Origin of the sequence: Streptomyces sp. Wb2n-11 (genome assembly GCF_001049855.1) — a bacterium.
Taxonomy (GTDB): Bacteria; Actinomycetota; Actinomycetes; order Streptomycetales; family Streptomycetaceae; genus Streptomyces; species Streptomyces altiplanensis.
Window position 1 is genome coordinate 2,083,047 of sequence record NZ_CVPB01000001.1, and the last position, 26,481, is coordinate 2,109,527.

At 69.3% G+C, this 26,481-nt stretch carries 20 protein-coding genes and 2 pseudogenes; 9 read left to right on the plus strand and 13 right to left on the minus strand.

Annotation, left to right across the window (positions count from 1 at the left end; all coding sequences use genetic code 11):
• Nucleotides 1-27: 27 nt before the first annotated feature.
• The gene (locus tag BN1555_RS09160) at nt 28-924 is read left to right on the plus strand and encodes a hypothetical protein (protein ID WP_176710002.1); all 897 of its coding nucleotides are present in this window, start codon (nt 28-30) and stop codon (nt 922-924) included.
• 1,028 nt (nt 925-1,952) lie between these two features.
• Here BN1555_RS09160 and brxL read toward each other — a convergent pair.
• Nucleotides 1,953-4,040 carry a BREX system Lon protease-like protein BrxL gene (gene brxL, locus BN1555_RS09165; protein WP_093803293.1) on the minus strand — a complete coding sequence of 696 codons (2,088 nt, stop codon included), beginning with the start codon at nt 4,038-4,040 and terminating at the stop codon, nt 1,953-1,955.
• Between the two features lie 6 nt (nt 4,041-4,046).
• Here brxL and BN1555_RS09170 point away from each other — a divergent pair.
• From BN1555_RS09170 to BN1555_RS09180, 3 genes and pseudogenes are all read left to right on the plus strand, one after another.
• Nucleotides 4,047-5,298 (plus strand): annotated as a pseudogene (locus BN1555_RS09170) (IS3 family transposase).
• A gap of 39 nt (nt 5,299-5,337) precedes the next feature.
• Nucleotides 5,338-5,538: pseudogene (locus tag BN1555_RS09175) on the plus strand (helix-turn-helix transcriptional regulator); the annotation flags it as partial.
• A gap of 120 nt (nt 5,539-5,658) precedes the next feature.
• Complete coding sequence (locus BN1555_RS09180) at nt 5,659-7,098, plus strand: tyrosine-type recombinase/integrase (protein ID WP_107081070.1); 1,440 nt, start codon at nt 5,659-5,661, stop codon at nt 7,096-7,098.
• 698 nt (nt 7,099-7,796) lie between these two features.
• Here BN1555_RS09180 and BN1555_RS09185 read toward each other — a convergent pair.
• From BN1555_RS09185 to BN1555_RS09195, 3 genes are read right to left on the minus strand one after another with little or no spacing between them, the layout of a single operon-like run.
• Nucleotides 7,797-8,054, minus strand: a complete 258-nt coding sequence (locus tag BN1555_RS09185; RefSeq protein ID WP_093798909.1) for an acyl carrier protein — start codon at nt 8,052-8,054, stop codon at nt 7,797-7,799.
• A 17-nt stretch (nt 8,055-8,071) separates the two neighbouring features.
• Nucleotides 8,072-9,316 carry a ketosynthase chain-length factor gene (locus BN1555_RS09190; protein WP_304364346.1) on the minus strand — a complete coding sequence of 415 codons (1,245 nt, stop codon included), beginning with the start codon at nt 9,314-9,316 and terminating at the stop codon, nt 8,072-8,074.
• Nucleotides 9,313-10,605 (minus strand): beta-ketoacyl-[acyl-carrier-protein] synthase family protein, encoded by a 1,293-nt coding sequence (locus BN1555_RS09195; RefSeq protein WP_093798910.1) that lies wholly within the window; start codon nt 10,603-10,605, stop codon nt 9,313-9,315. Before BN1555_RS09195 ends, BN1555_RS09190 begins: the two co-directional genes overlap by 4 nt.
• A 946-nt stretch (nt 10,606-11,551) precedes the next feature.
• Here BN1555_RS09195 and BN1555_RS41300 point away from each other — a divergent pair.
• Together BN1555_RS41300 and BN1555_RS09205 are read left to right on the plus strand one after the other, a co-directional pair.
• Entirely contained in the window at nt 11,552-13,543 is a 1,992-nt protein-coding gene (locus BN1555_RS41300; protein ID WP_176710003.1) for an AfsR/SARP family transcriptional regulator, read from the plus strand.
• Nucleotides 13,544-13,657: 114 nt separating this feature from the next.
• Nucleotides 13,658-14,035 (plus strand): antibiotic biosynthesis monooxygenase family protein, encoded by a 378-nt coding sequence (locus BN1555_RS09205; RefSeq protein ID WP_093803296.1) that lies wholly within the window; start codon nt 13,658-13,660, stop codon nt 14,033-14,035.
• A gap of 27 nt (nt 14,036-14,062) precedes the next feature.
• Here BN1555_RS09205 and BN1555_RS09210 read toward each other — a convergent pair whose 3' ends face one another.
• Nucleotides 14,063-15,172 carry a DegT/DnrJ/EryC1/StrS family aminotransferase gene (locus tag BN1555_RS09210; protein ID WP_093798912.1) on the minus strand — a complete coding sequence of 370 codons (1,110 nt, stop codon included), beginning with the start codon at nt 15,170-15,172 and terminating at the stop codon, nt 14,063-14,065.
• Nucleotides 15,173-15,301: 129 nt separating this feature from the next.
• On the opposite strand from BN1555_RS09210, the gene rfbA reads away from it, so the two are divergent.
• On the plus strand, nt 15,302-16,183 hold the full coding sequence (gene rfbA / locus BN1555_RS09215; protein WP_093798913.1) for a glucose-1-phosphate thymidylyltransferase RfbA: 882 nt from the start codon (nt 15,302-15,304) through the stop codon (nt 16,181-16,183).
• 63 nt (nt 16,184-16,246) lie between these two features.
• On the opposite strand, the gene BN1555_RS09220 is transcribed toward rfbA, so the two are convergent.
• The gene (locus BN1555_RS09220) at nt 16,247-16,957 is read right to left on the minus strand and encodes a class I SAM-dependent methyltransferase (protein WP_093798914.1); all 711 of its coding nucleotides are present in this window, start codon (nt 16,955-16,957) and stop codon (nt 16,247-16,249) included.
• A 70-nt stretch (nt 16,958-17,027) separates the two neighbouring features.
• Nucleotides 17,028-17,807 carry a cyclase family protein gene (locus BN1555_RS09225; RefSeq protein WP_093798915.1) on the minus strand — a complete coding sequence of 260 codons (780 nt, stop codon included), beginning with the start codon at nt 17,805-17,807 and terminating at the stop codon, nt 17,028-17,030.
• Between the two features lie 180 nt (nt 17,808-17,987).
• Between BN1555_RS09225 and BN1555_RS09230 the strand changes: the two genes are divergently transcribed.
• On the plus strand, nt 17,988-18,440 hold the full coding sequence (locus BN1555_RS09230) for a nuclear transport factor 2 family protein (protein ID WP_093798916.1): 453 nt from the start codon (nt 17,988-17,990) through the stop codon (nt 18,438-18,440).
• Between the two features lie 89 nt (nt 18,441-18,529).
• On the opposite strand, the gene BN1555_RS09235 is transcribed toward BN1555_RS09230, so the two are convergent.
• The 6 genes from BN1555_RS09235 to BN1555_RS09260 all read right to left on the minus strand — a co-directional run bounded on the left by BN1555_RS09235 (nt 18,530) and on the right by BN1555_RS09260 (nt 25,508).
• On the minus strand, nt 18,530-19,810 hold the full coding sequence (locus BN1555_RS09235) for a class I SAM-dependent methyltransferase (protein ID WP_093798917.1): 1,281 nt from the start codon (nt 19,808-19,810) through the stop codon (nt 18,530-18,532).
• The gene (locus BN1555_RS09240; protein WP_093798918.1) at nt 19,807-21,309 is read right to left on the minus strand and encodes an NDP-hexose 2,3-dehydratase family protein; all 1,503 of its coding nucleotides are present in this window, start codon (nt 21,307-21,309) and stop codon (nt 19,807-19,809) included. Before BN1555_RS09240 ends, BN1555_RS09235 begins: the two co-directional genes overlap by 4 nt.
• Entirely contained in the window at nt 21,306-22,253 is a 948-nt protein-coding gene (locus BN1555_RS09245; RefSeq protein WP_093803297.1) for an NAD-dependent epimerase/dehydratase family protein, read from the minus strand. Before BN1555_RS09245 ends, BN1555_RS09240 begins: the two co-directional genes overlap by 4 nt.
• Nucleotides 22,250-22,864: a dTDP-4-dehydrorhamnose 3,5-epimerase family protein gene (locus BN1555_RS09250; protein WP_093798919.1), complete on the minus strand. Its 615-nt coding sequence runs from the start codon at nt 22,862-22,864 to the stop codon at nt 22,250-22,252. Before BN1555_RS09250 ends, BN1555_RS09245 begins: the two co-directional genes overlap by 4 nt.
• A 54-nt stretch (nt 22,865-22,918) precedes the next feature.
• Nucleotides 22,919-24,130 carry a class I SAM-dependent methyltransferase gene (locus BN1555_RS09255; RefSeq protein WP_093798920.1) on the minus strand — a complete coding sequence of 404 codons (1,212 nt, stop codon included), beginning with the start codon at nt 24,128-24,130 and terminating at the stop codon, nt 22,919-22,921.
• 316 nt (nt 24,131-24,446) lie between these two features.
• Nucleotides 24,447-25,508 (minus strand): cytochrome P450 family protein, encoded by a 1,062-nt coding sequence (locus tag BN1555_RS09260; RefSeq protein ID WP_093798921.1) that lies wholly within the window; start codon nt 25,506-25,508, stop codon nt 24,447-24,449.
• A 119-nt stretch (nt 25,509-25,627) separates the two neighbouring features.
• Here BN1555_RS09260 and BN1555_RS09265 point away from each other — a divergent pair, with 119 nt between their 5' ends.
• Nucleotides 25,628-26,371, plus strand: a complete 744-nt coding sequence (locus BN1555_RS09265) for an NAD-dependent epimerase/dehydratase family protein (RefSeq protein WP_093798922.1) — start codon at nt 25,628-25,630, stop codon at nt 26,369-26,371.
• The last annotated feature ends 110 nt before the right edge of the window (nt 26,372-26,481 follow it).

The following is a 26,481-nucleotide window of genomic DNA, read 5'->3' on the forward strand; positions in this document are numbered from 1 at the left end:
CGCCTTTCGGACATCCAGGCCGGAAGCGTGGTGCCCATTCTTGAGCGTGCCACCAATGAGACTGACACCCTCTTCGATGAGGACTCAGGCATCTTCGACGAGGCACGCATCCTAATTCAAGACACTTTGCGCTCTATCCAGTCCGGATCCGGCATTCCGCGAACCTTCCCGCCGCACGCACTTCGCGAATTCTCACGATTCGGACGCAGCTTGCAGGATGACGAATCAATCGTCTTCGACAGTGGCAGCCCATCCGAAGTGATCTACTCGCAATCAGTCCGCCGATTGATTCACGAGAAGGCGCGCCTTGAGCGATTCGAGATTGAAACGCTCATCGCAGGGCAGGTCATCGGAGTAAACGCAGAAAAGGGCACATTCGATTTCCGCCTATCTAGCGGGAAACAAGTACTGGGGCGCTTCTCCTCCGACGACATCGTCGTGGACCTTAAGCAATACCTAGATCGATCAACAATGGCCCCCACGGTCTCCGTTAACGCCGTAGCAATTCAGTCACTAGATGGCGACTATATCGAGATTCAGGACATTCTGTCGATCGAACCGGTTCTGCCACCTGAGTGGTCAGAACGTCTCCTGACATTGCAGAATTTCGAAAATGGCTGGCTCGATGGCATCGGCAAGGAAGTAAGCAGAAAACTACTGCGCCAAGTCGAGTCCATTCTCCTTGAACTCCTTGATGCACAGGTCGAGCGCCCATACATTTACCCGACCGAGGAGGGCGGAGTCCAGCTAGAGTGGCCTTTCACCCGAGGTGAGGTCACGCTAGTAATTCTCCCAGAGGAAAAGGTGGACGTATATGCCTTTTCGAAGGAAGACGATACTGACAGCATTAAGACGTTCCACTGGCGGAACCTGGAAAGCATCACAGAATTCGTGACCGGGGGGATCACCCAGTATGGCGACTGACGGCCCAAATCTTCGGCCCGGCGAGCTTGAAATATCGACCCAGGACGAGAAACTTTGGCGCCAAGTGAATCCTAGCTGGGTCCACGACGGCCGGGTCAGTAGCCAACTCTTTCGACCCACACCTAAGGATACCGGTGAAGTATCGGTGACAAGGTCATCATTGGTCACCCCTGAAGCAGCGCACCAGCATCACACCGGGACGTTGGGTTACGCCTCGGTCGGCGTTTTCTGTGTAGAGGTAGGCGAAGTTAACGAAGCCGGCCTAAGAGTCATTGACGATGCCCAAGTTGACGACGGAGAAACCCGCCCACCTGCCCATGCGTACGTCGATTACAAACTGATTGATTCGAAGAAACTCCAGCAGAGGCGCGCCAGCATTCTTCGCGATAAAGCCGAAAAGCACGGGTGGCAATACGGACCCATGAAGCATTAGAACTTCAAGGGCCGCGCCAATTGCCACACCATCTGGGTCACCCTGCGAATTCCTCGAAGCCGCGGTTAGATGGCGCCGAGGCGCGCTGCGCGACCCACCCGAGAACACGCGGCCCCACTCAGCGGCGGACACCCTGCTGTCCACCGCTCTGCACGCCCGCTACACACCTGTCCACCGATTGTCCACCGGCGGCAGTCAGGGCGCCCCGGCAAGGGTGGGCGACGGTCACCGATTAATCTTGGAAAGCACAAAACCCCAGGTCACGGCGAGTGAGTCCTGGGGTTTCGCTGAGCCACCTTCGGGACGAACCCGAGACCTACGCATTACGAGACCATGAGCGATCATGTCGCGTGGTGCCCCGTCGTGCTGTCCGGTGACGTTTTGCCTGATTAGAGCATGTGCGATTGGTTGGCCCGTGCTACCACGTGATGCACGGTCCAAAGGCGTCTGTCCACCGGTTGTCCACCGGTGGGTCTGCCACCGGGCCGCCAGGTGGACTCCCGCTGGGCTGCCAGCGAAGCTGTCGACGAGCGGGAACGACGAGCAAAGGTCATTGTCGGACCTCCACAGCCCTGAACAGGCAGCTGCACTTCAATCACTCGCCCTCGCGGATGTAGGTCACCCCGAACGCCTTGACCTGGCGGTATTCCTGGAGCCTGGTAGCGAGGTCGAATGCATCACCAGTGAGGTACTGGAAGATGTCGAGGCCGCGGCCGAGCAGGATCTTCCAGCCAGTGTCTGTGACGATCGAGCGGTCGTGGATCGTGTTGGCGAACGAGACGTCGAGGTTGATGCCGCCGGCTGCTGCGCCCTGCTTAACCTTGAGCAGGAACTCAAGTTGTTTACGGACCTTGTCCTCGCCGTCGCTGCTCTCTGAGGTGATGAGCTTGACGTTGACCTCGTCGGCGGCGTCCTTGACGGCGGCGATCCCCTCGATGAGTTCCATGAGGTTGCGGGCTTGGTGGAACTGGCGAATGTAAGGGTCTGTGATCGTAATCTGCCCAGCTCCGCGCAGGTACGGGGTGAGCAGCGTGTCGAACGAGACGCCGCGCTGGTTTTCCTGGAACTCACGGTGCCCCTCGAACAGCGGAGCCACCACGGCCTGCGCGTGCTCATCCGGAGTCCCATCCTGGACTGCGGGCGCCGCCGCGCCCGCCGTCGGTTCGATCACGCCCTCAGCAGCCCCATAACCTTCGCGGCGCTCGCGGTGGTAGTACGCCGGGTATTCGTCCTCCTCCAGAGTCGAGACCGTGTGCCAGGCTCCGCTTCTGTCCAGGTACCCGAACTTGACGTCGGCCATCGTCGAGTCGATCCGCAGGATCTGATCCTTGACTCGCTTGCGCCCCTCGATCGCGAACCGCAGGATCTCCTCGATCTCCTCGGGCGCTGCCTCCCCGTGCGGGTAGAGGATCTTCATCAGCCCGGAGAACGTTTTGTGGATCCCGTCGCGGTCACGCGTCGAGATGTCAGACGAGAGCGAGAAGTGTTGCTGGTAGCGGTCCGAGTAGTCCTGGGAGCGCATCGACTTGAGCACTTCGGCGATGTAGTCGACGACGAACCCGTAGCCGTTCGAGAACATCTCCCCGCGGATGGTGTCGACCTCCCACCCGGGGATGTAGTGGTGCAGCCGGTCGAGGTAGGCGGAGTCGTGGTAGCTCTCGGGCAGTTCGTCGAACAGGTCGGAGTGTTTGAGCATGTACGGCACGGTGTGCGAGGTGTTTCCGACGAATACCATCGACGCCTCAGCACCGAGCGTCTCGACACCGCGTGAGAACGACTTGTTCGCCATGTAGTTCTTCATGATGTCGACGAGCGCCCTGTCGGTGCGCTTCTTCTTGCCCGCGAACTCGTCGAACGCGACAACATCCCAGTAGCCGACCAGGCCGATGCGCCCGTTGGCGTTGTTGACGAACAGCTTCGGCACGGTGACCTCGCCACCGGAGATGAGCATGCCGTGGGGCGAGAACTCTGAGAAGAGGTGGGACTTGCCGGTGCCCTTGGGGCCAAGCTCGACGAGATTGTAGTTTCGCTCGACGAACGGGATGAGCCGCACGAGCTGGATGAGCTTGGCCCTCCTCCCGAACAACTCGGGATTGAACCCGATGGACTGCACGAGCAGGTCGATCCACTCGTCGGTGGTGAACTCGCGCCGAGCCGCCAGGTAGCCCTCGATGTCGAAGTTCGACAGCTGGATGGGCTTGATCGAACCGAGAATCCATGGCACAACCCGCGGGTCGGCACTGTGGAAGTACTCGATGTCGCTGATGCACCAGACTCCTCCGACGAGCAGCTTCGGGTGCGCCTTGATCGTGGCCGGCTCGACAAGCACGCCCTTGATGCCGAGGTTGGCGAACTCAGCCTGATAGACGTCGTCCTTCTCGTTGAGCGTGGCCGTGACCTTGTCGATGACGCGGTGCCGCCCCCGCTCGCGGATCGTGGACTTCACCAGCTCGGACTGGTTCCGGTGCACATAGTGGTCCGCCAAAATCTTGCGCACCGTGTCAATGCCCGCCTGGATGGTGGCCTCGTCATCGGATGCCGCGTACTGCCCGAGCAGGTACTCCAGCACGTAGGACGGCACGATGGCGTTGCCTTTGACGGCCTTGACCAAATCCTTGCGCACGACGGCGCCCGGGAAGTGAACCGTTCCGGGTTCGGTAGAGACTCGATTCCGTGAAAGGATTGAGTCATGGCACGTCCCTCCTCTTATCCCGTTGAGCTGCGCAAACGAGCGGTCCGTATGGTCGCCGAGGTCCGTGGTGACTATCCGAACGAGTCGGCCGCGCTGCGGGCGGTCGCCCAGAAACTCGGGATCGGTTCGGCCGAGACCCTGCGGAACTGGGTGAAGCGGGACGAGGTCGACTCCGGGCGGCGTCCGGGGACGACCACGGAGGAGTCCGCGCAGGTCAAGGCGATGAAGAAGGAGATTGCCGAGCTGAAGCGGGCGAACGACATCCTGAAGGCTGCGGCGTCTTTCTTCGCGGCCGAGCTCGACCGGCCACACACTCGCTCGTAGCGTTCATCGACGAGCACCGGGCCCGCTTCGGCGGTGTCGAGCCCATCTGCCGCGTGCTCACCGAGCACGATTGCAAGATCGCCCCCTCCACCTATTACGCCCACCACAAACGACTCCAGGCCCCGTCCGCTCGCACGGTCCGCGATGCGGAGCTGAAGCCGCTCATCCGGCAGGTCTTCGAGGCCAACTACCGTGTCTACGGGGCCAGGAAGGTCTGGCGCGAGCTGCACCGCCAGGGTCACGTCGTGGCCCGGTGCACGGTCGAACGCCTGATGCGCGAGCTCGGCGTCACCGGTGCCGTGCGCGGGAAGAAGGTCATCACCACGATGGCGGACAGCTCCGTCGAGCGGGCGCCGGACCTGCTGGACCGCAAGTTCGTCGCACCGGCCCCGAACCGCTGCTGGGTCGCCGACTTCACCCACGTCAGCACCTGGTCGGGAGTGGTCTACGTCGCGTTCGTCGTGGACACCTTCTCCCGCCGGATCGTAGGCTGGGCCGCCGCCCTGTCGAAGGAGACACGGCTCGTCCTGAATGCCCGGACATGGCCCTGTGGCAACGCGACCGCGACGAACAGCCGTATCAGCGGGGCGAGTTGATACATCATTCCGATGCCGGGTCGCAATATACGAGTTTCCGGCTCGCCGAGCACCTGGACGCCGCCGGCATCGCGGCCTCGATCGGCTCGGTCGGCGATGCCTACGACAACGCCCTCATGGAGAGCACGATCGGCCTGTTCAAAACCGAGCTCGTCAAGCCTCGACGTCCATGGAAGACCCTTTCCCAGGTCGAACTCGCCACCGCCGAGTGGATCGAGTGGTACTGCCATCGCCGACTCCACGGTGAGATCGGGCACATCCCACCAGTCGAATACGAGACCAACTACTACCTCACGACCGCGGAACCCCAGGTCACAACCACAATCTGAAGTCTCCACAGAACCCGGAACGGTTCAGCCGAGTACCTCGGTATCTCACCCAACACGTTGTACGTCTGGCGACACCGCCGACAGGGGCCTCCCAGCTTCCGCATGGGACGGCGCGTGATGTACCGGATCACGGCGCTCGACGAGTGGGTCCGCGATCAGGAGCGAGCGGACTCCCGCTCCAACCGCGCCCTCGACCCGCTGAGCCGGAAGCCGCAACGGCGCTCGAAGGCCATGCAGTAGCGCGGTGGCTTACGCGTCCGGCCTCCCCGAGAAGAAGTTCTCCGCACGGGGATTGGATCGTGCCGCAGATCGCGTTAACACCGACCAGCTCATGATCACGCACCACTGGAGGGCCCCGTCATGGCGGGTTACATAGAAGACCGATGGCTGAAGAAGCGCCCCGACAAGCTGACCGGGAAGCGGGAGCGGACCGCGATCTACGGCACCGGGAAGCGCTACCGAGTGAAGGGGATTCCCGGCATCCAGGACCGGTCGTTCCACACCAGCGAGGACGCGAAGCAGTGGCTCGCCAGCGCCAAGACGGACTCCAGCCGTGGTGAGTTCGTCGATCCCCGCAAGGGCGAGATACTTGTCGCCGACTACATCGCCGAGTACTGGTGGGCGGGCCGCTCCGACGAACCCTCGACGGCGGACCCGATGCGCAGCCGCATCTGGAACCACATCATCCCGTTGGTGGGCGACTACGCCCTGCGTGAGATCGACGCGTCCGCTCTACGGACTTTCAAGGCAGCACTACTCACGAGGGTCGAAGAGTCGACGGCAGAGGTGATCTGGGGACACCTGTCCTCGATCCTCGGCAGCGCCGTCGACGACCAGCGTCTGCTGCGCAACCCGATGAAGGCGAAGAACAGCGTCAAGCCCCCACGAGCAATCGACAGCAAGGCCAAGGCGTGGTCACGTGAGGTCGTCGACGCCGTCCGCGCGGAGTTGCAGGACCGCTACCAGATCGCGGTCGATCTCGGCATCGGCCTCGGGCTGCGCCAAGGCGAAGCGTTCGGTCTCGCCGAAGAGGACTTCGACTTCGCGGCTGGAGTCGTCCACATCCGCCGCCAGCTCAGGTGGGACATCAAAGGCCGCCCCTACTTCTCGCTCCCCAAGGGGCGCAAGACCCGCGAGGTCCCCCTGCCGGCCAACCTCGCCCTCCGGGCCCGAGCTCACTTCCGCCGGTTCCCGTCGACTTCCTGCACGTTGCCCTGGCGGAACCCGGAGGCCCCGACCACCGCGCTCGAGGAGCGCCAGCGGAAGCCGATCACGGTCGAACTGATCCTCACCTCGTCGCACGGCAATCGCATCTACTACCGCACCTGGAACGACCGCAGCTGGAAGCGTGCGCTCGCCGCCGCCGGGCTGATCAAGCCCGTGGGCGAGAAGGTACGGCACGACGGCAACCGGGTTCGCCGGGTCCTGCTCTACGCCGCCCCACGCGAGGACATGTTCCACGTCCTCCGCCACACCTACGCGAGCGTGCAGCTGGAGGCCGGCGAGTCGGTCGTCAGCCTGTCCAAGTGGCTCGGGCACTCGACACCGAAGGTCACCCTCGACCACTACGCTCACTTCATGCCCGGTGCGGGGCAGCGAGGGATCGCCGCGATGGACGCCTGGCTGCGGGACCCCTCCCGTCCGAAAGTCCCTGAGAAGTCCCTGATGGCATGCAGGGCAGCTCATCTACCCCCGAACATGCAGGTCAAAGGCATAGTGCGACAGGGTGCGGACATGTCGGTGAAGAAGTACAAGGGGACCGCGCGGGGCGGGCTCGCGGTGAACATCATCGAGTGCTGAGGTTCGAGGCCCTGACCAGCACGTTCGTTCTTTCGGCGCTGCCAGGGCCTTCCCCGCTAGCACAGGTCCACGGCGGCAGGCAGCGCGAGCAGCTTCTCGCGCGCCAGCCCGCGGGACGCATCGTCGCGCTTGATGTCGCCCGGTCTCCGTCTCCCTCCACGAAGGCACCATCGCCGCCCTCAAGGCACGCACCGCCAAGCACGGCATGTCCGCCTACGTCGAAGCCCTCATCCAGCGACAACTCGAACGTGACCGGCTGCGCGTACTCAGTGCCGGTCGATGGCACCGTCGACTGCGTACCGATCGCCACTCGCCACGCTCCTCACTCCGCCCGGTCCAAGCCTGAAGGAAGGAGTGTGCGCCCACGGGGCAGAGGTCCGAGCGACGCCACTCGCCAGGCCGCCCCGCTGGGGAGTGGCTGGGGAGTTTCGAGGCCGTTCGGGAAGTTCCCGGGGAGCTCCAGCCGCGCAAGCCAGAAAGCCCGTGAAAGACCTCGAAAGAGGCAACGTCGCCGGTCAGCGCCACACCATGAGTCGGCAGCTCAGCTCAGAGCCCCGGACTCGGGCCTGCACGGCGTAGGTACCGAGATCATCGGCCTCGACGATGCCTGGAAGCGAGCCACCCTCGCGCAAGGAAGTGACATGGCGGGTCGCTGTGACTTCGGTGAGCATCTCGCCAGGCCAACCTCTCGGTCCAGGTCAGGAGGATTCGGCAAGAAGGCGGTTGACCAGAGTGGTGAGCTGGGCCGGGGTCTTGGCCCGGGCGAACTCGTCATCCTCGATGGCCACCCCGAACACGCGCTCCAGCCTGCTCAGCGTCTCCAGCAGAGCCAGGGAGTCGTAGCCCAGGACGGCGAATTCGAGGTCCTCGGGACGGTCGGTGGCCTCGACCGGCTCGCCCTCGCCGGCGCAGTCCCGGATGATCTCCATGAGCTCGTCGGTCGTCAGCTGCTTCATGATCGCCTGTTCTTCTGTCACTTGTGGGAGGCGGCCCGGCCGGACCGGCGCGGGCCCGTCACGACGAGGGCCGAGTTGAATCCGCCCTGGCCTCGGGCGAGGATCAGCGCCGTGGCGAGCGGAGCCCGGCGCGCCGTCGTCACCAGGTCGAGGGTGTACGCGCGCAGCGGTCGCGCGACGTTGACGGTCGGGGGGATGACGCCCTCGCGCAGCGCCAACAGGGCCGTGGCCACGTCGAGTGCGGGGCCGCCGGCGCTGAGGCGGCCGGTCATGGTCTTGGGCGCGGTCACCGGGACCCCGTGGGGGCCGAAGAGCACGCGCAGCGCGTCGGCCTCGATGGCGTCCTCCTCCGGGGCGCCCGCCGCGTCGGCGAAGACGACGTCGACCTCCTCGGGGCGGAGCTCCGCGTCGTCGAGGGCGGCCCGCGCCGCCCGCACCAGGTTCGAGGGGCGTCCCGAACCGGGCGGCGGGTCGAAGGTGGCCGCGTAGCCCGTCAGCCGCCCGTAGTGGCGGCCGGCCCCGCGGTCCCGGGCGGCCTCCTCGTCCTCCAGGACGAACAGGGCGCCGCCCTGCCCCGGCACGTACCCGCCCGCGTCGGCGGCGAAGGGACGGTAGGCACGGGTGGGATCGGACTCCTCGCTCATCCTGTCGGTGCTGACGTGGGCCACCCAGCCCCAGGGGCAGGGGGATCCGTCCACGGCCCCGGCGAGGACCATCGGCTGTCCCCGGCGGAGCTGGCGGCGGGCCTGCCCGAGAGCGTCGAGTCCGCCGGCCTGTTCGGTGACCAGGGCACCCGCCGGGCCGCGCAGCCCGTGCCGGATGGAGATCTGGCCGGTGTTGACGGCGTAGAACCAGGCGAAGGACTGGTAGGCGCTGACGTGTTCGGGGCCGCTGCCCCAGAGCTTCTGCAGCTCCCGGTGGCCGAATTCGAAGCCGCCCGCCGAGGCCGCGGTGACGACTCCCGCTCCGAACTCCGGCAGCCGGGCGGGGTCGACCTCGGCGTCGGCCAGGGCCCAGTCGGAGGCGACCAGGGCCATCCGCGTCATGTCGTCGGTCTGGGGCAGGAGGCGGCTGGGCAGATGGTCCTCCGGTACGAAGCCCGCCACCTCGCCGGCCAGCCGGCTGGGGTAGCGCTCGGCGTCGAAGCGTGTGACGGGGCCGATCGCCGAGGCGCCGCGCAGGGTGTTGGTCCAGTGCTCGGCGTGGCCCAGGCCGGTCGGGGCCATCACCCCCATCCCGGTGACGACCGTGTCCGCGCTCACGCGGCCGACCGTCCACGCGCGTCGGGCCCGGACAGCACCATGGCGCTCTGGAAGCCGCCGAATCCGCTGCCGACCGTGAGGACGTTCTCCACCGGCAGGGGACGGGCTTCCAGGGGTACGTAGTCGAGGTCGCACTCCGGGTCGGGCTCGCGCAGGTTGGCCGTCGGCGGGACCACGTCGTGGCGGATCGCGAGGGCGCAGGCGGCGATCTCCAGGGAGCCGATGGCACCCAGGGAGTGGCCGATCATCGACTTGATGCTGCTGACCGGCGTCCTGCGGGCGTCCTCGCCGAGGCTGCGCTTGAAGGCAGCGGTCTCGTGGCGGTCGTTCTGCTTGGTGCCCGAGCCGTGGGCGTTGACGTAGTCGATCGCGGACGGTTCCGTACGGGCCTCGGTGAGCGCGACCCGGATCGCCTCCGCCATCTCCAGCCCGTCGGGCCGCAGACCGGTCATGTGGAAGGCGTTGCTGCGGCTGGCGAATCCGGTGATCTCGGCGTACACCTCGGCACCCCGGCGGAGGGCGTGCTCCCTTTCCTCCAGGACGAAGACCGCGGCCCCCTCGCCGAGGACGAAGCCCCGGCGGGTGCGGTCGAAGGGCCGGGAGGCCTCGGCCGGGCGGTCGTTGTCGGGGCTCGTGGCCTTAATGGCGTCGAAACAGGCCACGGTGATGGGCGAGATGGGCGCCTCGGTGGCGCCGGCCACCATCACGTCGACCGCCCCCTCCACGATCAGATCGGCGGCCCGGCCCACCGCGTCCAGGCCGGAGGTGCACCCCGTGGAGACGAGCGAGACAGGTCCTTCCGCCGCGATGCGGTCGTGGGCGACCTCGGCGGCGATGGAGCTGGGTACGAAGTAGTCGAAGAGGTGCGGTACGGCGTAGGTGTGGTCGACCAGCCACTTGCCGCCGCTGTCGCTGACGACCGCGTACTCGTTCTCGAGACTCGTGGTGCAGCCGACGGCACTGCCGATGACCACTCCGATCCGGGAGCCGTCCAGGGCCTCGCGGTCGATCCCGCTGTCCTCGATGCTTTCCCGTGCGGCGACGACCGCGAATTGCGCGGCGCGGTCCATACGGCGAATCTGCCGGGGTGTGAGCCCTTCCGCCGAGGGATCGAAATCACATTCCGCGGCTATTCGGGAACGGTAGGCGGTGGCGTCGAACGCGGTGATGGTGCGGGTGGCGGTGCGGCCGGACGTCAGAAGGTCCCAGAACGGCTTCACCCCGATGGCACCCGGGGCCACGATTCCTATTCCCGTGATGACCGCACGGCGATTAATTGCCGTTTTCATCCGCCTCCCCCTCCACCGGAGCCTTCGGCCCCACACATGACGGAGCACGGCCCCGTGTCGGCTTCAACAGAAATGTCCACGGAGCGAGGGTGCGCGGAATGCCTCGCATTCAGCTCAATGGCGCGTCGAGGGGCATGGAGAGCCTTGACACGGGCGACGGAAGGGTGTCGGACGGGCCGGGCGAGGGGGCCGGTGCGACGCGCCTCCGTTCGAATCCCGCTGGAGGAACACTCGAACCGAGGACTCGGCCGGCCTCGGCCACCCCTCCGACCGGGCACTCTGCCCCGGCTCCGGCGTGCGACGGGACGTACCTCGACCAGACCGCGAGCACCTTGGGCGGGTTAACGGCGCGCGGCGCGTGGCGGGAAGAGGTACCCGGGCGCATCGGCCTCCGGCATACGCCCCAGGCCTCGACACGCCAGTTGGAAGGGTGAATACCAGTCGAACGCGAGATCGACGGAAGGGTCGAATATCCGCCACTCGGAGACGAACACGGCTTTCGGGAACTTTTCCCAGAGGCCGTGAGTCCGGGTTTCGCAAAATGGACATTCCGGCCGGGATATCGGTGATGCTCCCGGACCCCGGGCGCCCGCAGGAGGACATTGACCAGTCGATTTCAAGGATCTACCGTGAAGTCGAGGTAATCACAGCCGACGGCGAAGTGCGCGCGCACTACCGCACGCGGAGCACGGCACCGTGGCGGGAGGCGATGCGAAAGAGACAGCAGGAGCGCGATTACCGCGCGCCTCCCACCCACATTGACGCGATCAAGGGCCCCTTTTCTTCGTCCCCATCCCATTCCCACGCCGGCGCGCCCCAGACCGAAGCACCGCGGGCAGACGTGGAGAGCACGACAGGCTACGCAGGAATTACTGAAACGGGAGGAAACATCTTGGAGTTCCGGCTTTTGGGTCCCGTCGAAATTCTCTGGCAGGGTCGCAACATCATGCCAACCGCGCCCAAGCCGCGCCAGGTCATCTCGCTGCTCGTGCTGCGGCACAACACCGTGGTGCAGGCCTCGGAGCTGATCGACGAGTTATGGCCCGAACTCCCGCCCCCGAGCGCGGTGACCACCCTGCAGACATACATCTACAAGTTCCGCAAACTCCTGCTGAAGCAGGGGCTCGGAAGCCTGCTCCAGACCCAGCCGGGTGGGTACAGCCTGACCATCCCGGCGTCAAGCCTGGACGTCAGCAAATTCGAGGAGCAGGCCGAGGAAGGACAGAAGCTTCTCCAACAGGGCGACTCCGCCGGCGCGTCGGAGAGCTTCGGTCGCGCCCTGGCCCTCTGGCGCGGGCCCGCGCTCGCCGACGTCGAGACCGGGGGACGGCTCTTCTCGTACGTGACCCGCCTGGAGGAGCTGCGCTTCCGCATCCTCGAACTGCGGATCGAGGTCGACCTGGAGACCGGCCGGCATCGTGAACTCATCAGCGAGCTCAAGTCGTTGGTACTGGCTCACCCGCTCCATGAGCACCTGCACGGGCTGCTGATGCTGGCCCTGCACCGGTCCGGCCGTCGGCACGAGGCGCTGGAGGTGTACCAGAGCCTGCGCCAGAAGATGATCGACGAGCTGGGCCTGGAACCGGGCAAGGAACTCGCGCGCCTGCAGCACACCCTGCTCTCCGACTCCCCCGCCGAACCCCTGGAGCCCCCGCGGCGGCCACGGCCCCAACCCGCCCCGTCCCACGCCCCTTCCCGCGCGCCTTCTCCCGTCCCGGACATGGACCCGGCACCGGCGGTCGGCTCCCCGCCGCCGCCCCCGGTTCCGGTCCCCGTACCCGAGCCCATGCCCTCCCTCATCTTCGGGCCCGGCCCGCTGGCCCCCCACCAGGCCCCGCCCGTTCCCGGCGCCGCCGACGGCCCCGAACTCCGGGAGTCGATCGGGACACCGGCCCAGCTGCCCGCCGGACTCGCGGGACTGGTCGGCCGGCACGACGTACTGAAAGAGCTGGAGGCGGCGCTGCGCGAGCCCGACGGACCGGGCGCCGACGGCACGGCGGCGCGCATCGGCGTGGTGACCGGACCTCCGGGGGTCGGCAAGAGCGCGGTGGCCGTCCATCTGGCGCACATGCTCCGCCCGCGCTTCACCGACGGGCAGCTCTACGCGGACCTGCGCGGTTCCTGTCCCGGTCCGCGCGACCCCGCCGAGGTGCTCCGCGGCTTCCTGCGGGCCCTGGAGGTTCCGACCTCGCGGATGCCGGAGAGTCTGGAGGAGTGCGGGGCGCTGTTCCGGTCCCGTACGGCAGGCCGCCGCGTGCTGGTCCTACTGGACGACGTGGCGAACTCGGCCCAGATTCGACACCTGCTGCCCGCCGATCCCCGCTGCGCGCTGCTGGTCACCGGCCGCCGGAGGATGACCGCGCTGGTCGAGGCGGAGCGCGTCGAACTGTGCCCGCCGCCCCTGGAGGAGGCCCTGGAGATCCTCTCGGTCCTCGCGGGCAGGCAGCGCGTGGAGCGGGAACCGGAGGCCGCGCAGCGGATCGTCGAGGTGCTGGGCCGCCATCCGCTGGCCCTGCGCTGCGTCGGCGGCCGGCTGGCGGCCCGGCCGGGCCTCTCGCTGATGGCGCTGGCCGACCGGCTCGACGCGACGCCGCGGATCCTCGACGTGGCCCGGCTGGGCGAGCTGGACGTACGGTCCCGGTTCGACGCGAGCTACACCGGGCTCACCCATGCCGAGCAGGGGGTCTTCCGGCTGCTCAGCATGATGGGCGAGACGCCCTTCTCCCCGGCCCAGGCCGCGGAGCTGCTGAGCCGGCCGGCGCGGGAACTGGAGGCCGTCCTGGAGGTCCTCGCGGACAACCACCTGCTGGCCACGGACCGTTGTGGCGAGGGAGTCGGCCGCTACGTTTTCGACCGCCTGACCCGGGCGTACGCCAAGGAGCGGCTGGAGGAGACGCTCGCCCCGGCGTCCGTGGTCGAGGAGGTGTGCGCCAGGTGAGCGCGCGGCACGGCCCAGCCGGTGTCGAGACGTCCTCCACGGACGGCTGACAGGCTCGCCGCCACCCGTCCGCGGCCGCCGGACGGACACGACGAGACGAGGGTGGTCCTGCCCATGCCGAACGAGGAACAGAGTTCCGACGCTGTCGACGAAGCCGGTACGGCCGGCGCCTCCGGGCACGATCCCGAGGTGACCTTCGTGAACAGGTTCACCGTGCTCGGGACGGCCGAGGAGTTCGAGGAGGTGTTCGCCCGGACCTCCGCCTTCATGGCGCGGCAGCCCGGCTTCGTCCGGCACAGCCTCTTGCGGGAGGTGGACGATCCGGCCGGCTATGTGAACCTGGCTGTGTGGACGGACCAGGCGTCGTTCCAACGGGCCGTACGTCTCCCGGAGTTCGCCCCGCACGCCGCCGCACTGCGGGCCCTCAGCCGGAGCGTGAACGGGCTGTTCACGGCCCGGCTGTCGGTGACGGCCGCCGACGCGGGGCACTGACGGCGGCGGCGCGCCCGGGGCGTGCGGTCAGGACAGGGTCTTGAGGACGTCGCGCAGAGCCTCGATGACCCTGTCCTGCGCGTCCGTGGTCAGGGAGGGGTACATGGGCAGCGAGAAGATCTCGCGGGCCAGCCGTTCGGTGACGGGCAGGGAGCCCTCCCGGTAGCCCAGGTGCGCGAAGCCGGTCATCGTGTGGATCGGCCAGGGGTAGCTGATGTTGAGCTCGATGTCGCGCTCCCGGAGGGCCTCGATGATCTCGTCCCGGCGTGGGTGGCGCACGACATGCACGTAGTAGACGTGCTCGTTGCCCGGGGCGGTCTCGGGGAGGACCAGGTCGGTGTCGGCGAGCCCCTCGGCGTAGCGCCGGGCCACCTCGCGGCGGGCCGCCACGTAGTCGTCGAGCCGTCGGAGTTTGCGGCGGAGGATCTCGGCCTGCACCTCGTCCAGCCGGCTGTTGTGGCCGGGCAGGGCGGTGACGTAGTACCGCTCCTCCATGCCGTAGTAGCGCAGCCGTCGCAGCGCGCCGTCCACCTCCGCGTCGGATGTGACGACGGCGCCGCCGTCGCCATAGGCCCCGAGGACCTTCGTCGGGTAGAAGGAGAAGGCGGCGGCCTTGCCCATGGTCCCGGCGATCCGGCCGTGGTGGCGGGCGCCGTGCGCCTGGGCGCAGTCCTCGAGGACGGCAAGGCCGTGCCTCGCGGCCAGTTCCTCCAGCGGGGCCATGTCGACGCACTGGCCGTAGAGGTGGACGGGGAGCAGGCAGCGGGTGCGCGGGGTGATGGCGGCCGCCACCTGGGGGACGTCCATGAGGTAGTCCTCGCCGACGTCCACGAAGACCGGAGTCGCGCCGGTGCCGGCGATGGCGACCACGGTCGGGGCCGCGGTGTTGGAGACGGTGATCACCTCGTCGCCCGGTCCCACGCCGAGCGCCTCCAGGCCGAGTTTGACGGCGTTGGTGCCGTTGTCCACGCCGACACAGTGCGGGGCTCCGTGCCGGGCGGCGAACTCCTCCTCGAACGACCGGACGCTGTCGGCGAGGACGAGGCGGCCGGAGCCGAAGACGGTGTCGACCGCGTCGAGAATCTCCTCGCGTTCTGCCGCGTACTCGTCCAGATATCCCCAGACACGAATGGTCACAGGCGTTCTCCATTTCCGCTCGGATGGGCACCGAGTTCAGCGGATACCGCTCGTATCCACCTCGATTGCACCTCGACGCCGGATTCTCGTCCTTGTGGCTCCGGATATCACGTGGATAGCATCGCCACCATGAAAGGAATCATTTTGGCCGGGGGCACGGGAAGCCGGTTGTATCCGATCACACTGGCCGTTTCCAAACAGCTCTTACCGGTCGGCGACAAGCCGATGATCTACTACCCCCTCTCGGTGCTGATGCTGGCCGACATCCGGGACATCCTGATCATCTCCACCCCGCACGACCTCCCTCAGTTCCGCCGACTACTGGGCGACGGAAGCCAGTTGGGTCTCCGGATCGACTACACGGAGCAGCCCAAGCCGAACGGGATCGCGGAGGCCTTCGTCATCGGCGCCGACCACATCGGCGACGATTCCGTGGCGCTGGTGCTCGGCGACAACATATTTCATGGGCATTCCTTCTCCGAGGTGCTCCGGCAGGAGCGGGAGAATTTACAGGGCTGCCTTCTGTTCGGTTACAAGGTACATGATCCCGAACGGTACGGAGTGGGTGAGACCGACGCGAACGGAATGCTGATCTCGATCGAGGAGAAACCGTCCCGGCCCCGCTCCAACCGCGCGATCACCGGCCTCTATTTCTACGACAACGACGTCGTCGCGCGGGCCGCTGAACTGCGTCCTTCGGCGCGTGGCGAGTTGGAGATCACCGACCTGAACCGCCTGTACATGGAGCGCGGAAGGGCCCGGCTGCGGGAACTCGGCCGGGGCTTCGCCTGGCTGGACACCGGGACCCCCGAGTCCCTGCTACAGGCGGCGCAGTACGTCCAGACCCTGGAGGAGCGGCAGGGGGTGCGGATCGCGTGTGTCGAGGAGGTGGCGCTGCGGAAGGGGTTCATCGCTCCGGAGGACGGTCACCGGCTGGGCGCGCGGCTGGGCAACTCGGCGTACGGCCGCTATGTGATGACGATCGCCGACGAGCTCGCCACGGCCGTGTGAGCGGTTCCCGGGCGGCGCGCGCCCGGGAACCGCGGGGGCCGGAGCCTCGCGGCTCCCGGCGTCTCAGCCGCGGCGCGCGACGAAGAGGCCGCGCGCCGTCCACTCCGGCCTGAGGTACTCCGCCGGGCAGCCGGCGTCCGCGAAGGCGGCCAGGTACTCCTCGCGCGTGAAGAGGGTGAGGATGTCGACCTCGGTGAACTCCCTGATGCCCCCTGCCTCGCCGATCACGAACCGGACCTCCATGCGCGTGGTCCGGCCCTCGCGGGTCGAGTGCGAGATCCGGGCGACCGTCCGGTGCTCGTCGCTCGCCAGGTCGCCGGCCACGTAGCCGTCGAGGAACCGCTCGGGGAACCACCACGGTTCGACGACGAGTACCCCGCCGGGCCGCAGATGGCGGGCCATGGTGGCGACCGCCGCCCGCATGTCCGCGAGACTCCGCAGGTAGCCGATGGCGGTGAAGAGGCAGACCACGGCGTCGAAGCTCCGCCCGAGGTCGAACGCGCGCATGTCGCCCTGGTGCAGGGGCACGCCGGGGAGCCTGCCCGTAGCGCGCTCCAGCATCGCCGCGGAGAGTTCCAGGCCTTCGGTGTGCCCGAAGAAACCGTCGAAGGTCTCCAGGTGGGCGCCGGTGCCGCAGGCGACGTCCAGCAGGGAGTCCGCCGCGGGCAGGCGTTCCCTGATCAGCCGGCTGGTCTCGGCGGCTTCCTCGGCCCAGTCCTTGCCGCGGGAGCGGTAGACCAACTCGTAGACCTCCGCCAGGTCGTGACCGAACATCGGCCTCCTTCGGGTGCGGGCCCGGGATCGGGCGGCAGGGACCCGCGACGGACGCGCGGGCCGGTGGGGCTCATACGTCGACGAGTGCGACCGCGCGGGTCCAGCCCGCGCCCGCGCCGGCAATCTTCACGGGGAAGCAGGAGACCTGGAAGCCGTCCGCGCCGGGCAACGCCTCCAGGTTGGCCAGCCGTTCGATCTGGCAGTATTCGCGGTCCCTGCCGATCATGTGCGCGGGCCAGAGCACCGAGCGGTCCCCGGTGGCCCGGTAGCGGGCGATGATGTCGCCGAAGGGGGCGTCCAGGCTGAACGCGTCCGTGCCGATGACCCGGACGCCCAGGTCGAGCAGCAGGTGGACAGCGGGTCCGTCGAGGCCGGCGAAGTCGGTGAAGTACCGCTGAGTGCCCCGGTGGCGCTGTGCGCCGGTGTGCAGCAGGACGATGTCCAGCGGGTCCGGGGCGCGGCCGACGCGGGCGAACTCCTTCTCCAGCCGGTCCGCGCCGATCACGCCCGTCGGAGCGTCGGTGAGGTCGAGCACCATGCCGGGGCGCAGGAACCAGTCCAGCGGCATGGCGTCGATGTGCCGTGGCACGCCGTCGCCGTAGCCAGCCCGGGACCCGTAGTGGGAGGGCGCGTCCACATGGGTGCCGGTGTGGGTGGTGAGGGTGAGGCGGTCGAGGGAGAGGAACTCGCCGTCGGGCAGCTCGTCGGGGTCGAAGTCGATGCCGAAGTGGGTGCGCATCTCCTCGCTCATGTGCAGGGCGCCCTCGCGGGGCGTGAGGACGTGGTGCTCCACGGGGTCGGGTTCCCAGAGCGCCGCGTCCACCGGCGAGGACAGGTCGACGATCCTCACATCGCACCTCCAGGGGCTCGGGGCGGCCGTCAGGGTGGGCATCCTCCCGACCGGGGCCGGAACAACGGTGGAGCCGTACTGGAGTCGGGGACCGGTTCGGGTACGAGCCCGGCTCCAAGGGGGCGCGCGAGCATCTGCGGCAGCGACCCGCGACCCCGCGGGCGAGGAGGGAGATCCCTGATGGAGACCGTCGGCCCCCCGTACGCGTCGCTCGGCCCGGACGCGTCGCTCAGCGCCGGCATCCAGCGGTTCCACGCCCGGCAGATGCAGCTGCTGGACTCGGGTGAGGCCGAAGCGTGGGCCGCCACCTTCACCGAGGACGGCCTGTTCGCGCCGCCCTCCCTGCCCGAGCCGATCCACGGACGCGCCGCCCTCGCGGCCGGGGTCCGCAAGGCGCACGAGGAGCTGGCCGCCGAGGGCGAGGCGCGCCGGCACCTGCTGACCACGGCGGCGGTGGGCGACCCAGAGCCGGACGGCTCGGTGCGGGTGCGCTCGTACGTACAGGTGGTGGCGACGCGCCGGGACGAGGCGCCGAAGCTGATGCTCATGTGCGTGTGCGAGGACGTCCTGGTCGTCGAGGACGGGGAATGGCGGGTGCGCGAGCGGTACGTGACCCGCGACGACCGGCCCTGACGACGGCGCGAGGCCCGGCGGACGTCTCCGTGACGTCCGCCGGGCCTCGCGCGTACCGCGTCCCCGCTCCCCTGCCCTCCTCCGAGCGCTCAGCGGACGGAGTCGGCCGAGACGATCACCGGTTTGGGGAAGGGAAGGACGAACCGGCCGCCCGCGCGCAGGAAGTTTGCCTCCTTGCGGAGGATCTCCTCCGCGTAGTTCCACGCCAGCATCAGGTAGACGTCGGGCGGGTCGGCCCTGGCGTCCTCGGGGCTGCGCACCGGGATGTGCGTCCCGGGCAGCACCTTGCCCTGCTTCAGCGAGGTGGTGTCGGTGCAGTAGGCCACCTCGGCCGGCCCCAGGCCGCAGATGTTGAGGATCGTGGTGCCCTTGGCCGAGGCTCCGTAGCCGGCCACCCGGTTGCCCTCCGCGACCAGGGAGCGGACCAGGGCCGGAAGCTCCTCGCGGATGGTCCGCACGCCCCGGGCGAACTCCCGGTAGCCGGCGTCGCTCCCGAGCTCGGCCCGCTCCTCCGCCTCGATCAGGGTGGAGACGGCGTCCGTGACGGGGCGCCCCGCCTCGGGCCTGCCGACCAGGACCAGGAGCGAGCCGCCGTGGACCGGCAGCCGTTTCACGTCGAAGAGGCTCAGGCCGTGGCGGGTGAAGAGCGTGTCCAGGGTGCGCACCAGGAAGTACGACAGGTGCTCGTGGTAGATGGTGTCGAAGGCGAGCTTCTCCAGAAGGTCCACCGCGTAGGGGACTTCGATGGCGAAGACCCCGTCGGGGGCGAGCAGGGCGTGCACGCCGGCGAGCACCCCGGCCAGGTCGTCGATGTGGGCGAAGACATGCCGGCCGAGAATGAGGCGCGCGGGGCCGTGGGAGCGGCGGACCACCTCGGCGGTGGCGGCGGTGAAGAACTCGGGGAGCGTCGGTGTCCCGCGCTCGTTGGCGACGGCCGCCAAGTTCCGGGCCGGGTCGACGCCGAGCACCCGGGCGCCCTCCCGGGCGAAGGCGGCCAGCTGCTGGCCGGTGTTGCTGCCGAGCTCCACCACGAGGTCGCCGGGGGCGAGCCCGCCGCGTTCCCGGCAGGTGGCGGCGACGAACTCCATGTGGCGGGTGATGGTCTCGGAGTCCGAGGTGACGTAGCTGTAACTCCGGTACAGGACCTCGGGGTCGACGACGTGGGTGACGCTCATCAGCCGGCAGGAGCGACAGGAGATCACGCCCAGCGGGTAGGCGGGTTCGTCCTCGTAGGAGGCGGCCGGTGTCAGGAAGGCGTTGGCCAGCGGCACCTCGCCGAAGGAGGCGATCTCCTGCCAGTCGGAGGCGCCGCACACCCGGCAGCCGGTGACCGGTCGTACGTTCCCCTCGTGGTCGGCGGCGGCGTTCATGTCCGGACCTTCCTCTCCGCGGTCGGCGCCGGTTCTCCCGGCATCAGCAGGCTCTGCAGGCAGGCCACCAAGCTGCGGGCCTGGATGTTGAGGTAGTGACTGTGGCGCAGCAGCTCGACGAGCTGGTGCGCGGTCATCCACCGGTAGTCGGGATCGTCGGGCGGGACGTCGAGGTCGGTGTCGACGATCAGATAGCGGTTGCGCGCGTGGTGGAAGCGTCCGCCCTCCTCCGAGAGGACGGAGTGGAACCGGACCCGCGCGGGGTCCGGATGCTCCACCTCGTCGAGGAAGCGCGGCCGGGCGCTCCTCGGCAGGTGTGCGTAGGAGGCGGGGGTGCACTGGACGGTGGGCGCCAGTTCGACGACGTCCATGTACCCCGCCTCGACCCGGGCGTTCATCAGGACGTGCAGGACCCCGTCGATGGACCGGGTCAGGAAGGCGACGACGCCGGTGCCGTGCGGTTCGATCATCGGCTGGGACCAGCGGGCCACCTCCCGGCCGCCGGCCTCCACCCGTACGCCGATCACGTCGAAGAAGGCACCGGTGGTGTGGGAGATCCGCTCCGGGGTGCGGTGCCAGCCGGGCAGGCCGGCCAGCGAGACGCGGCGGACACGGACCTCGGTGCGGGTGCGGGCCTCGGTGATCCAGCTGAGGACGGCGCCCATGGGGTGCCGGGCCTCGGCGTACGGGTCGCAGGAGCGGAAGAGGGCCGCCCGGAAGGCGTCGGCGGGCGGCCCGAACTCCCGGGCCAGCTCCTCGTGGGCGAACGGCAGGCAGGACAGGACGGTACGGGCGTCCATGTTGACCAGGTCGTCCTCGGCGAGGAGGCGGTGGAGCTGGCCGAGAGTCAGCCAGCGGAAGCCGTCGTGGACCTCCACGTCCCTGTTGACCTCGACAACCATGTTCCGGTTGCGTTTGTGGTGGAAGGCCGATCCCTGTTCGGACTGGCGTACGTCGACGAGCGGGCCGCGCGGGCCCGGGTCCCGGAACCGGTCCAGGTAGGGCACGGGACGGCCGCCGTGGACGCGGGTGTAGTTGCTGCGGGTGGCCTGCACGGTCGGGGAGATCTGCACGCCGTTGGCGTTGCCCGGTTCGACCTTGGCCTGCATCAAGCAGTGCAGGACCCCGTCGAACTCCTTGACCAGGATGCCCAGGACGCCGACCTCGGGCTGGTTGATGATGGGCTGGCTCCAGGCCGGGACGGCCCCGGCCGGCATCCGTACCTCCAGGCCCTCCACAGTGAAGAAGCCGCCGGTGTGGTGGCGCAGGTTGCCGGTGCCCGGGTCGGTCTCCCAGCCGTCCAGCTCGTCGAGCGGGACCCGTTCCACCCGGGTGAAGGCGCGTTCACCGGCCTCGGCGTACCAGTCGTGGAACGTGGAGTGCGCGGTGAGTCCGCCCTCCCGGGCGTACGCCGAGGCGGCGAAGCGGAGGGGTGTGGCGGCGCGCGGCGGGGCAAAGCCGCGCGGCCGGCGCGCGGGGTGCGTGGTGGCTTCGGTCATGGCTGCTCCACAGAGTGGTCCGGGCCTGAGGCGTCCCACATGTCCTTGATCGATTTGGGCAGGTCCACCGTCGGCCACCAGCCCAGCAGCCGGGCCGCGCGGCCGAGGTCGGCCAGGGTCCAGTCGCCGCCCCGGGAGTCGACGGGCGCGGTGCGCAGCCGGACCGCTCCGGGCGGCAGGCCGGCCGCCGCGATGAGCAGGTCGAGCAGGTGGGACATGGGGACAGCCTCGCCGCGACCCACGTTGATGATCTGTCCGGCCACGGGGGCGGTGGCGGCCGCGAGGACGGCCCCGGCCAGGTCCCGTACGTCGAGGAAGTCACGGCGGGCGTCGGCGACGGTCAGCTCGGCCGGCCGGTCGGGCGTGGCGGCGTGCAGCCGGCGGACGGCCGCGCCGAGGAAGCCGACGTCCATCGCGTCCGGACCGCAGAGGTTGACGGCGCGCAGCACCACCCCGTCCACGAGTCCGTCGCGGGTGGCCCGGAGCACGGCCTCGCCGCCGGCGAGTTTGGTGCGCGCGTATGCGGAGACGGGGCGTGGCACGCGCGTCTCGTCGGCGGCGATGCCGGCGGGGAGCGGGCCGTACTCGTGGACGGACCCGATCTGCACCAGGCGGAGCGGCCTCGGTGCCCGGGCGAGCGCGGCGAGCAGGTTCTCGACGAGGAGGACGTGGGCGCGCTCGTTCTCCGTCTCCCCGGTGACCCAGCCGCCGGCCGCGTTGACCACGGTGTCCACACCCGCCTCGGCGAGCAGGCCGGCGAGTACGGCGGGGTCGGCGGCGGCCGCGTCGAGGGCGAGGAACCGGCCGCCGGCCCGGCCGGGGGGCCGGCGGCGCGCCACCTCGACGACCGGCCGGCCGGCCCGGGCGAACGCGGCGGTCACCGCGCGGCCCACGCAGCCCGTCGCGCCGAACACGGCGACGGCGGGCTCGCGTTCGGCGGTCACCGGGCCGGGCCGCCGCACAACGCCCGCTCGATCTCCAGGCACCTGCGGTACTCGGGGAGCGTGCCGGACTTTTCGGCCGTCTCCAGGGTGGGCGCGGCCCGGTCGCGCTCGGACATGACCGGGTCGATGTCCGTCGGCAGCGGCAGGTCGAGGGCCGGGTCGAAGACGGAGAGGGCCAGCTCGTTCTCCGGTACGTACTCGCCGGAGAGCATGTACGACATCACGGTGTCGTCCTCCAGCGCCACGAAGGCGTGGGCCACCCCCACCGGGAAGTAGACCGCCCGGAAGTCCTCCTGGTCGAGCAGGACGGCCTCCGAGCGGCCGTAGGTGGGCGAGCCGACCCGGACGTCGATGACGATGTCCAGGGCACGGCCACGGGCGCAGTAGACGTACTTGGCGATGCCCGGGGGCGTGAGGGTGTAGTGGGCGCCTCGGATCGATCCGCGTCGGGAGCGGCTGTGGTTGGTCTGGGCCACGGGGAACAGGGGGTGGCCGAGGGTCTGTCGGGCGGCGGTCTCCTGGAAGGGGGAGACGAAGAGCCCCCGTTCGTCGGTGAAGACCTTCGGGCGGAACTCGAACGCGCCGTCCACGGCGAGCTGTCGCGACTGCATGACACCGTCCTCGTTGCTGGTGGTGGTGCCGGCGTTACCGGCGGCGTTCTGTGGTCAGAGAATGCGGACCTCGGGCACGTACACGATCCAGCGCCCCCCGGACTCGCGGAAAAGCCGCTCCTTGGCCATGATCTCCTCGGCGTGGTTCCAGGCGAAGAGGAGCGCGTAGTCCGGGTAGGGGTCGGCGAGCGTCTCGGTGGGGCGGACCGGGATGTGCGAGCCGGGCATGAGCTTCCCGTGCTTGGCCGGGGTCACGTCGCAGACCCAGTCGATCGACTCGGGTCCGATGCCGCAGAAGTTGGTCACCGTGGCGCTCTTGGCGGTGGCGCCGTAGCCGACGATCCGCTTGCCGTCGGCGCGCAACTCCCGCAGGAGGCCGGTCAGATCGGTGCGGATGCGTTCGACCCCCGCGGCGAAGGCGTGGAAGACCTCGGGGGTGCCGATCCCCCTGCGGTCCTCCTCGGCGAGCAGCGCCGCCACGGCGGGGCTGGGAGTGCCCCGGCCGGCCCGCTTCAGGATGTAGCGGAGCTCGCCGCCGTGCACCGGGAGCCGCTCGACGTCGACGACCTCGAAGCCGAAGCGGGCGGCGGCGGTCTGGACCGAGCCCACGGTGAAGAAGTAGAAGTGCTCGTCGTAGATCTGGTCGAACGAGGTGCGTTCGAGGATGTCGCCGAGGTAGGGATCCTCGAAGACGAAGGCGCCGTCCGGGGCCAGCAGGGTGTCGAGACCTCGGAAGACGGAGTCGAGGTAGGGGATGTGGCAGATGGTGTTGGCCGAGTAGATAAGGTCGGCCGGGCCGTCGGCCGCCACGATCTCGGCGGCCGTCGCCTCCTCGAAGAACTCGGTGCGGACCCGTACCCCCTGCTGGCGGGCGAGTTCGGCGACACCGCCGGATGGCTCGACCCCGAGGTGGCGGATGCCCTCCTTGGCCAGGGCCCGCAGCATCACCCCGTCGTTGCAGCCGATCTCCACGACGAAGGGGTCGGGGCCTCGCAGGTGTTCGCGGGAGAGCCGGCCCGCGGTCTGCTCGAAGTGGCGGCGCATGTGGACCGAGCCGGACGAGTGGTAGGGGTAGGCCTCGTGGAACATCCGGTCCCGGGGCACCTCGTCCAGGAGCTGGGTCATGCCGCAGGACTCGCAGATGCCGATGGCGAGCCGGTAGAAGTACTCCTCGTCGACGCGGGCGGGGTCCACAAACGCGTCGGAGAGTGGTTGGCGCCCGAAGTCGAAGAACTGACGGACGGGTCCTCCACAGACACGGCACATGGGGCCTTCCTCGGGGTTCATAGGGTCCGGGTCGCTGACGACGACCGGACGTTGCCTTGGCGGGCGGCGGGGAACCGGAGTACGCCGCCGGTGATCGGGGATCGGAGCTGGCGGACCATCTCGCCGGTCCGGACCAGTTCGGGCAGGTCGGCGGCGAGGGCCCGCAGGGCGGCCTCGGCCACCAGGCGCGCTGCCGGGCCGACGAGGCCGCCGAGGTGGCCGTCGTCCGGGAGGGGGTGCCGGTCGTGGGCGGTCCGGTGGATGTCGAAGCGGTCCGGATCGCGGTGGTGGCGCGGATCGCGGTGGGCCGCCTCGATCAGCAGGACGACTTCCTCCCCGCCGCCACCGGGGTCCCGGCGAGTCCCAGGTCCTGGCGCGCGTACAGGCGGTGCAGGCGGATGGGGGGCGCGTACCGCAGGGTCTCCGCGACGACGGCGGGCGCGAGGTCGGGGTCCTTCCGGAGCGCCTTCCACTGGTCGGGGTGGTCGAGGAGGAGGGCGGTCGCGTCGGCGATCAGCGTGGTGGCGACGTCGACGCCGACCAGGGCCAGCAGGGCGCACACGGTCAGGGCGTCGGCGGGCGCGGCCCGACCTTCGGTGGCCGGGAGGGTCGTGAGCCAGCCGGCGAGGGCGTGCCCGCCGGGGGTGCCGAGGGCGCTGGGGGTGTCCGCCGCCGCGATCGTCTCGGCGAGCAGGGCGTGGAGTTCCGGGAGCGCGGCGCGGTACCGGCGGGCCGTGTCCAGACGTGGCGGGCAGAGCGTCGCGTCCAGGACGCCGCCGAGCTGTGCCGACAGCTCGGCGAACCGGGCGGCCCGGTGCTCCGGGAGACCGAGCAAGGTGCGCGCGGCCTCCACGGTGGCGGGCCGGACCAGGTCGTCCAGCAGGTCGAACCGCTCCCCCACCGCGGACGCCCGGCTCCGGTAGGCCCGTACGGCCGCCGCACGCCAGGGGCGCAGCGCCCGCTCGCCGAGCACGGGGTCGGCCCATCGCCGCAGCCGCTCGTACTCCTCCCGGTCCAGCGCGACCGGGAGTTCGGCCAGCGGAAGCGCCTCCCGCAGGGTCGGCACGTCCCAGGGCGCGGGTTCGCCGGCCGGATCGCCGTGCGGCTCTCCGTGCGCGGTGCCGGGGGGCCGCGGTGTGAGGCGCCGGTCGGCCAGCGCGGCGGAGACCACCGCGCGGTCGGCCGTTACCCATGCCTCGGCGCTGCTCCAGTACAGGGAGCCCCGGGCGCGGACGCTCCGGCCGAGTTCGGCCCGGTCGTCTCCTGCCGCGCGGAGGAGCAGCGCGTACGGGTCACCTTTGGTGCCCAGGATCCATTGGACGCCGCGCAGGGTCAGCAGTACGCGCCCCAACGCCCCGTCGGTCATGCTCGCCACCATGGGAAGGACGCTAGGCAGGCGTCCTCGACCACCCCTCGACTTCCCGTGGCTCGGACCGGACCGGCCGTCGAGCCGGCCACGAGGCGCGCATGGCACCCGCGCCCTAGGGTGACGCGGTCATGGACATCATCGGCAAGGGTTTCATCGCCCGGCATCTGTGGCCGTTGCGCGAGGCGCATCCCGGGGTGACGGTGCTGGCGGCGGGCGTTCCGCGCCAGCATCTGCCGGACTCCGAGCACGAGCGGGAGGCGGCACTCGTACGCGAGACGGTCGCGCGCTGCCGGCGCCGGGGCGAACTTCTGGTCTTCTTCTCCACGGTGAGCATGTACGGCGGCCCGGGCTGCCGTGGCCGCGAGGACGATCCGCTCGTCCCGACCACGCGTTACGGCCGGCACAAGTTCGCTCTGGAGTCCGTGGTCCGGGAGTCGGGCGTGGCCCATCTGGTCCTGCGCCTGTCCTATGTGCTGGGGCCGCACGGGCCGGGGTTCCGGCTGGTGCCCGCCCTGGTGTCGCAGGTGCGTGCGGGGCGGGTCCGGGTCCACCCGGGGGCCCGGCGCGATCTGCTGCACGTGTCGGACTTCGTCACTCTGGTCGACGGGCTGCTGGCCTCCGGGGTCCGTGACGAGACCGTGAACGTGGCCTCCGGCGACTGTGTGGACGTCCGGGAGATCGTCGCCCATCTCCAGCTGCGGCTGGGGCTTGAGGCCGTGGAGGAGGTGGTGGGCGGCGGTGAGAGTGCCTTCTCGCACTGCCCGTCGGTGGCGAAGTTGCGGAGTCTGGTGCCGGCGCCGGCCGCTGCGGTCTTCGGGCCCGGTTATCACCGGCGCGCCTTGGACCGCTATCTGCGGGAGACGGGCGACTGACCGGTTCCGAGAGAGGGGGCAGTGGCTTTCCAACGGTCGTCGAACCGCTGCGGACATCATCGGGACCGTCCCGATCGCACCGGGCGACCGGAGTCGAGTGAAGGAAGCGG

Excerpts from the sequence above, each read along its gene's own strand:
- BN1555_RS09180 (WP_107081070.1), top strand. The coding sequence starts at position 5,659 with ATGGCGGGTTACATAGAAGACCGATGGCTGAAGAAGCGCCCCGACAAG.
- BN1555_RS09185 (WP_093798909.1), bottom strand. The coding sequence starts at position 8,054 with ATGAAGCAGCTGACGACCGACGAGCTCATGGAGATCATCCGGGACTGC.
- BN1555_RS09195 (WP_093798910.1), bottom strand. The coding sequence starts at position 10,605 with ATGAAAACGGCAATTAATCGCCGTGCGGTCATCACGGGAATAGGAATC.
- BN1555_RS41300 (WP_176710003.1), top strand. The coding sequence starts at position 11,552 with ATGCCAACCGCGCCCAAGCCGCGCCAGGTCATCTCGCTGCTCGTGCTG.
- BN1555_RS09205 (WP_093803296.1), top strand. The coding sequence starts at position 13,658 with ATGCCGAACGAGGAACAGAGTTCCGACGCTGTCGACGAAGCCGGTACG.
- rfbA (WP_093798913.1), top strand. The coding sequence starts at position 15,302 with ATGAAAGGAATCATTTTGGCCGGGGGCACGGGAAGCCGGTTGTATCCG.
- BN1555_RS09220 (WP_093798914.1), bottom strand. The coding sequence starts at position 16,957 with ATGTTCGGTCACGACCTGGCGGAGGTCTACGAGTTGGTCTACCGCTCC.
- BN1555_RS09230 (WP_093798916.1), top strand. The coding sequence starts at position 17,988 with ATGGAGACCGTCGGCCCCCCGTACGCGTCGCTCGGCCCGGACGCGTCG.
- BN1555_RS09235 (WP_093798917.1), bottom strand. The coding sequence starts at position 19,810 with ATGAACGCCGCCGCCGACCACGAGGGGAACGTACGACCGGTCACCGGC.
- BN1555_RS09240 (WP_093798918.1), bottom strand. The coding sequence starts at position 21,309 with ATGACCGAAGCCACCACGCACCCCGCGCGCCGGCCGCGCGGCTTTGCC.
- BN1555_RS09250 (WP_093798919.1), bottom strand. The coding sequence starts at position 22,864 with ATGCAGTCGCGACAGCTCGCCGTGGACGGCGCGTTCGAGTTCCGCCCG.
- BN1555_RS09255 (WP_093798920.1), bottom strand. The coding sequence starts at position 24,130 with ATGTGCCGTGTCTGTGGAGGACCCGTCCGTCAGTTCTTCGACTTCGGG.
- BN1555_RS09260 (WP_093798921.1), bottom strand. The coding sequence starts at position 25,508 with ATGGTGGCGAGCATGACCGACGGGGCGTTGGGGCGCGTACTGCTGACC.
- BN1555_RS09265 (WP_093798922.1), top strand. The coding sequence starts at position 25,628 with ATGGACATCATCGGCAAGGGTTTCATCGCCCGGCATCTGTGGCCGTTG.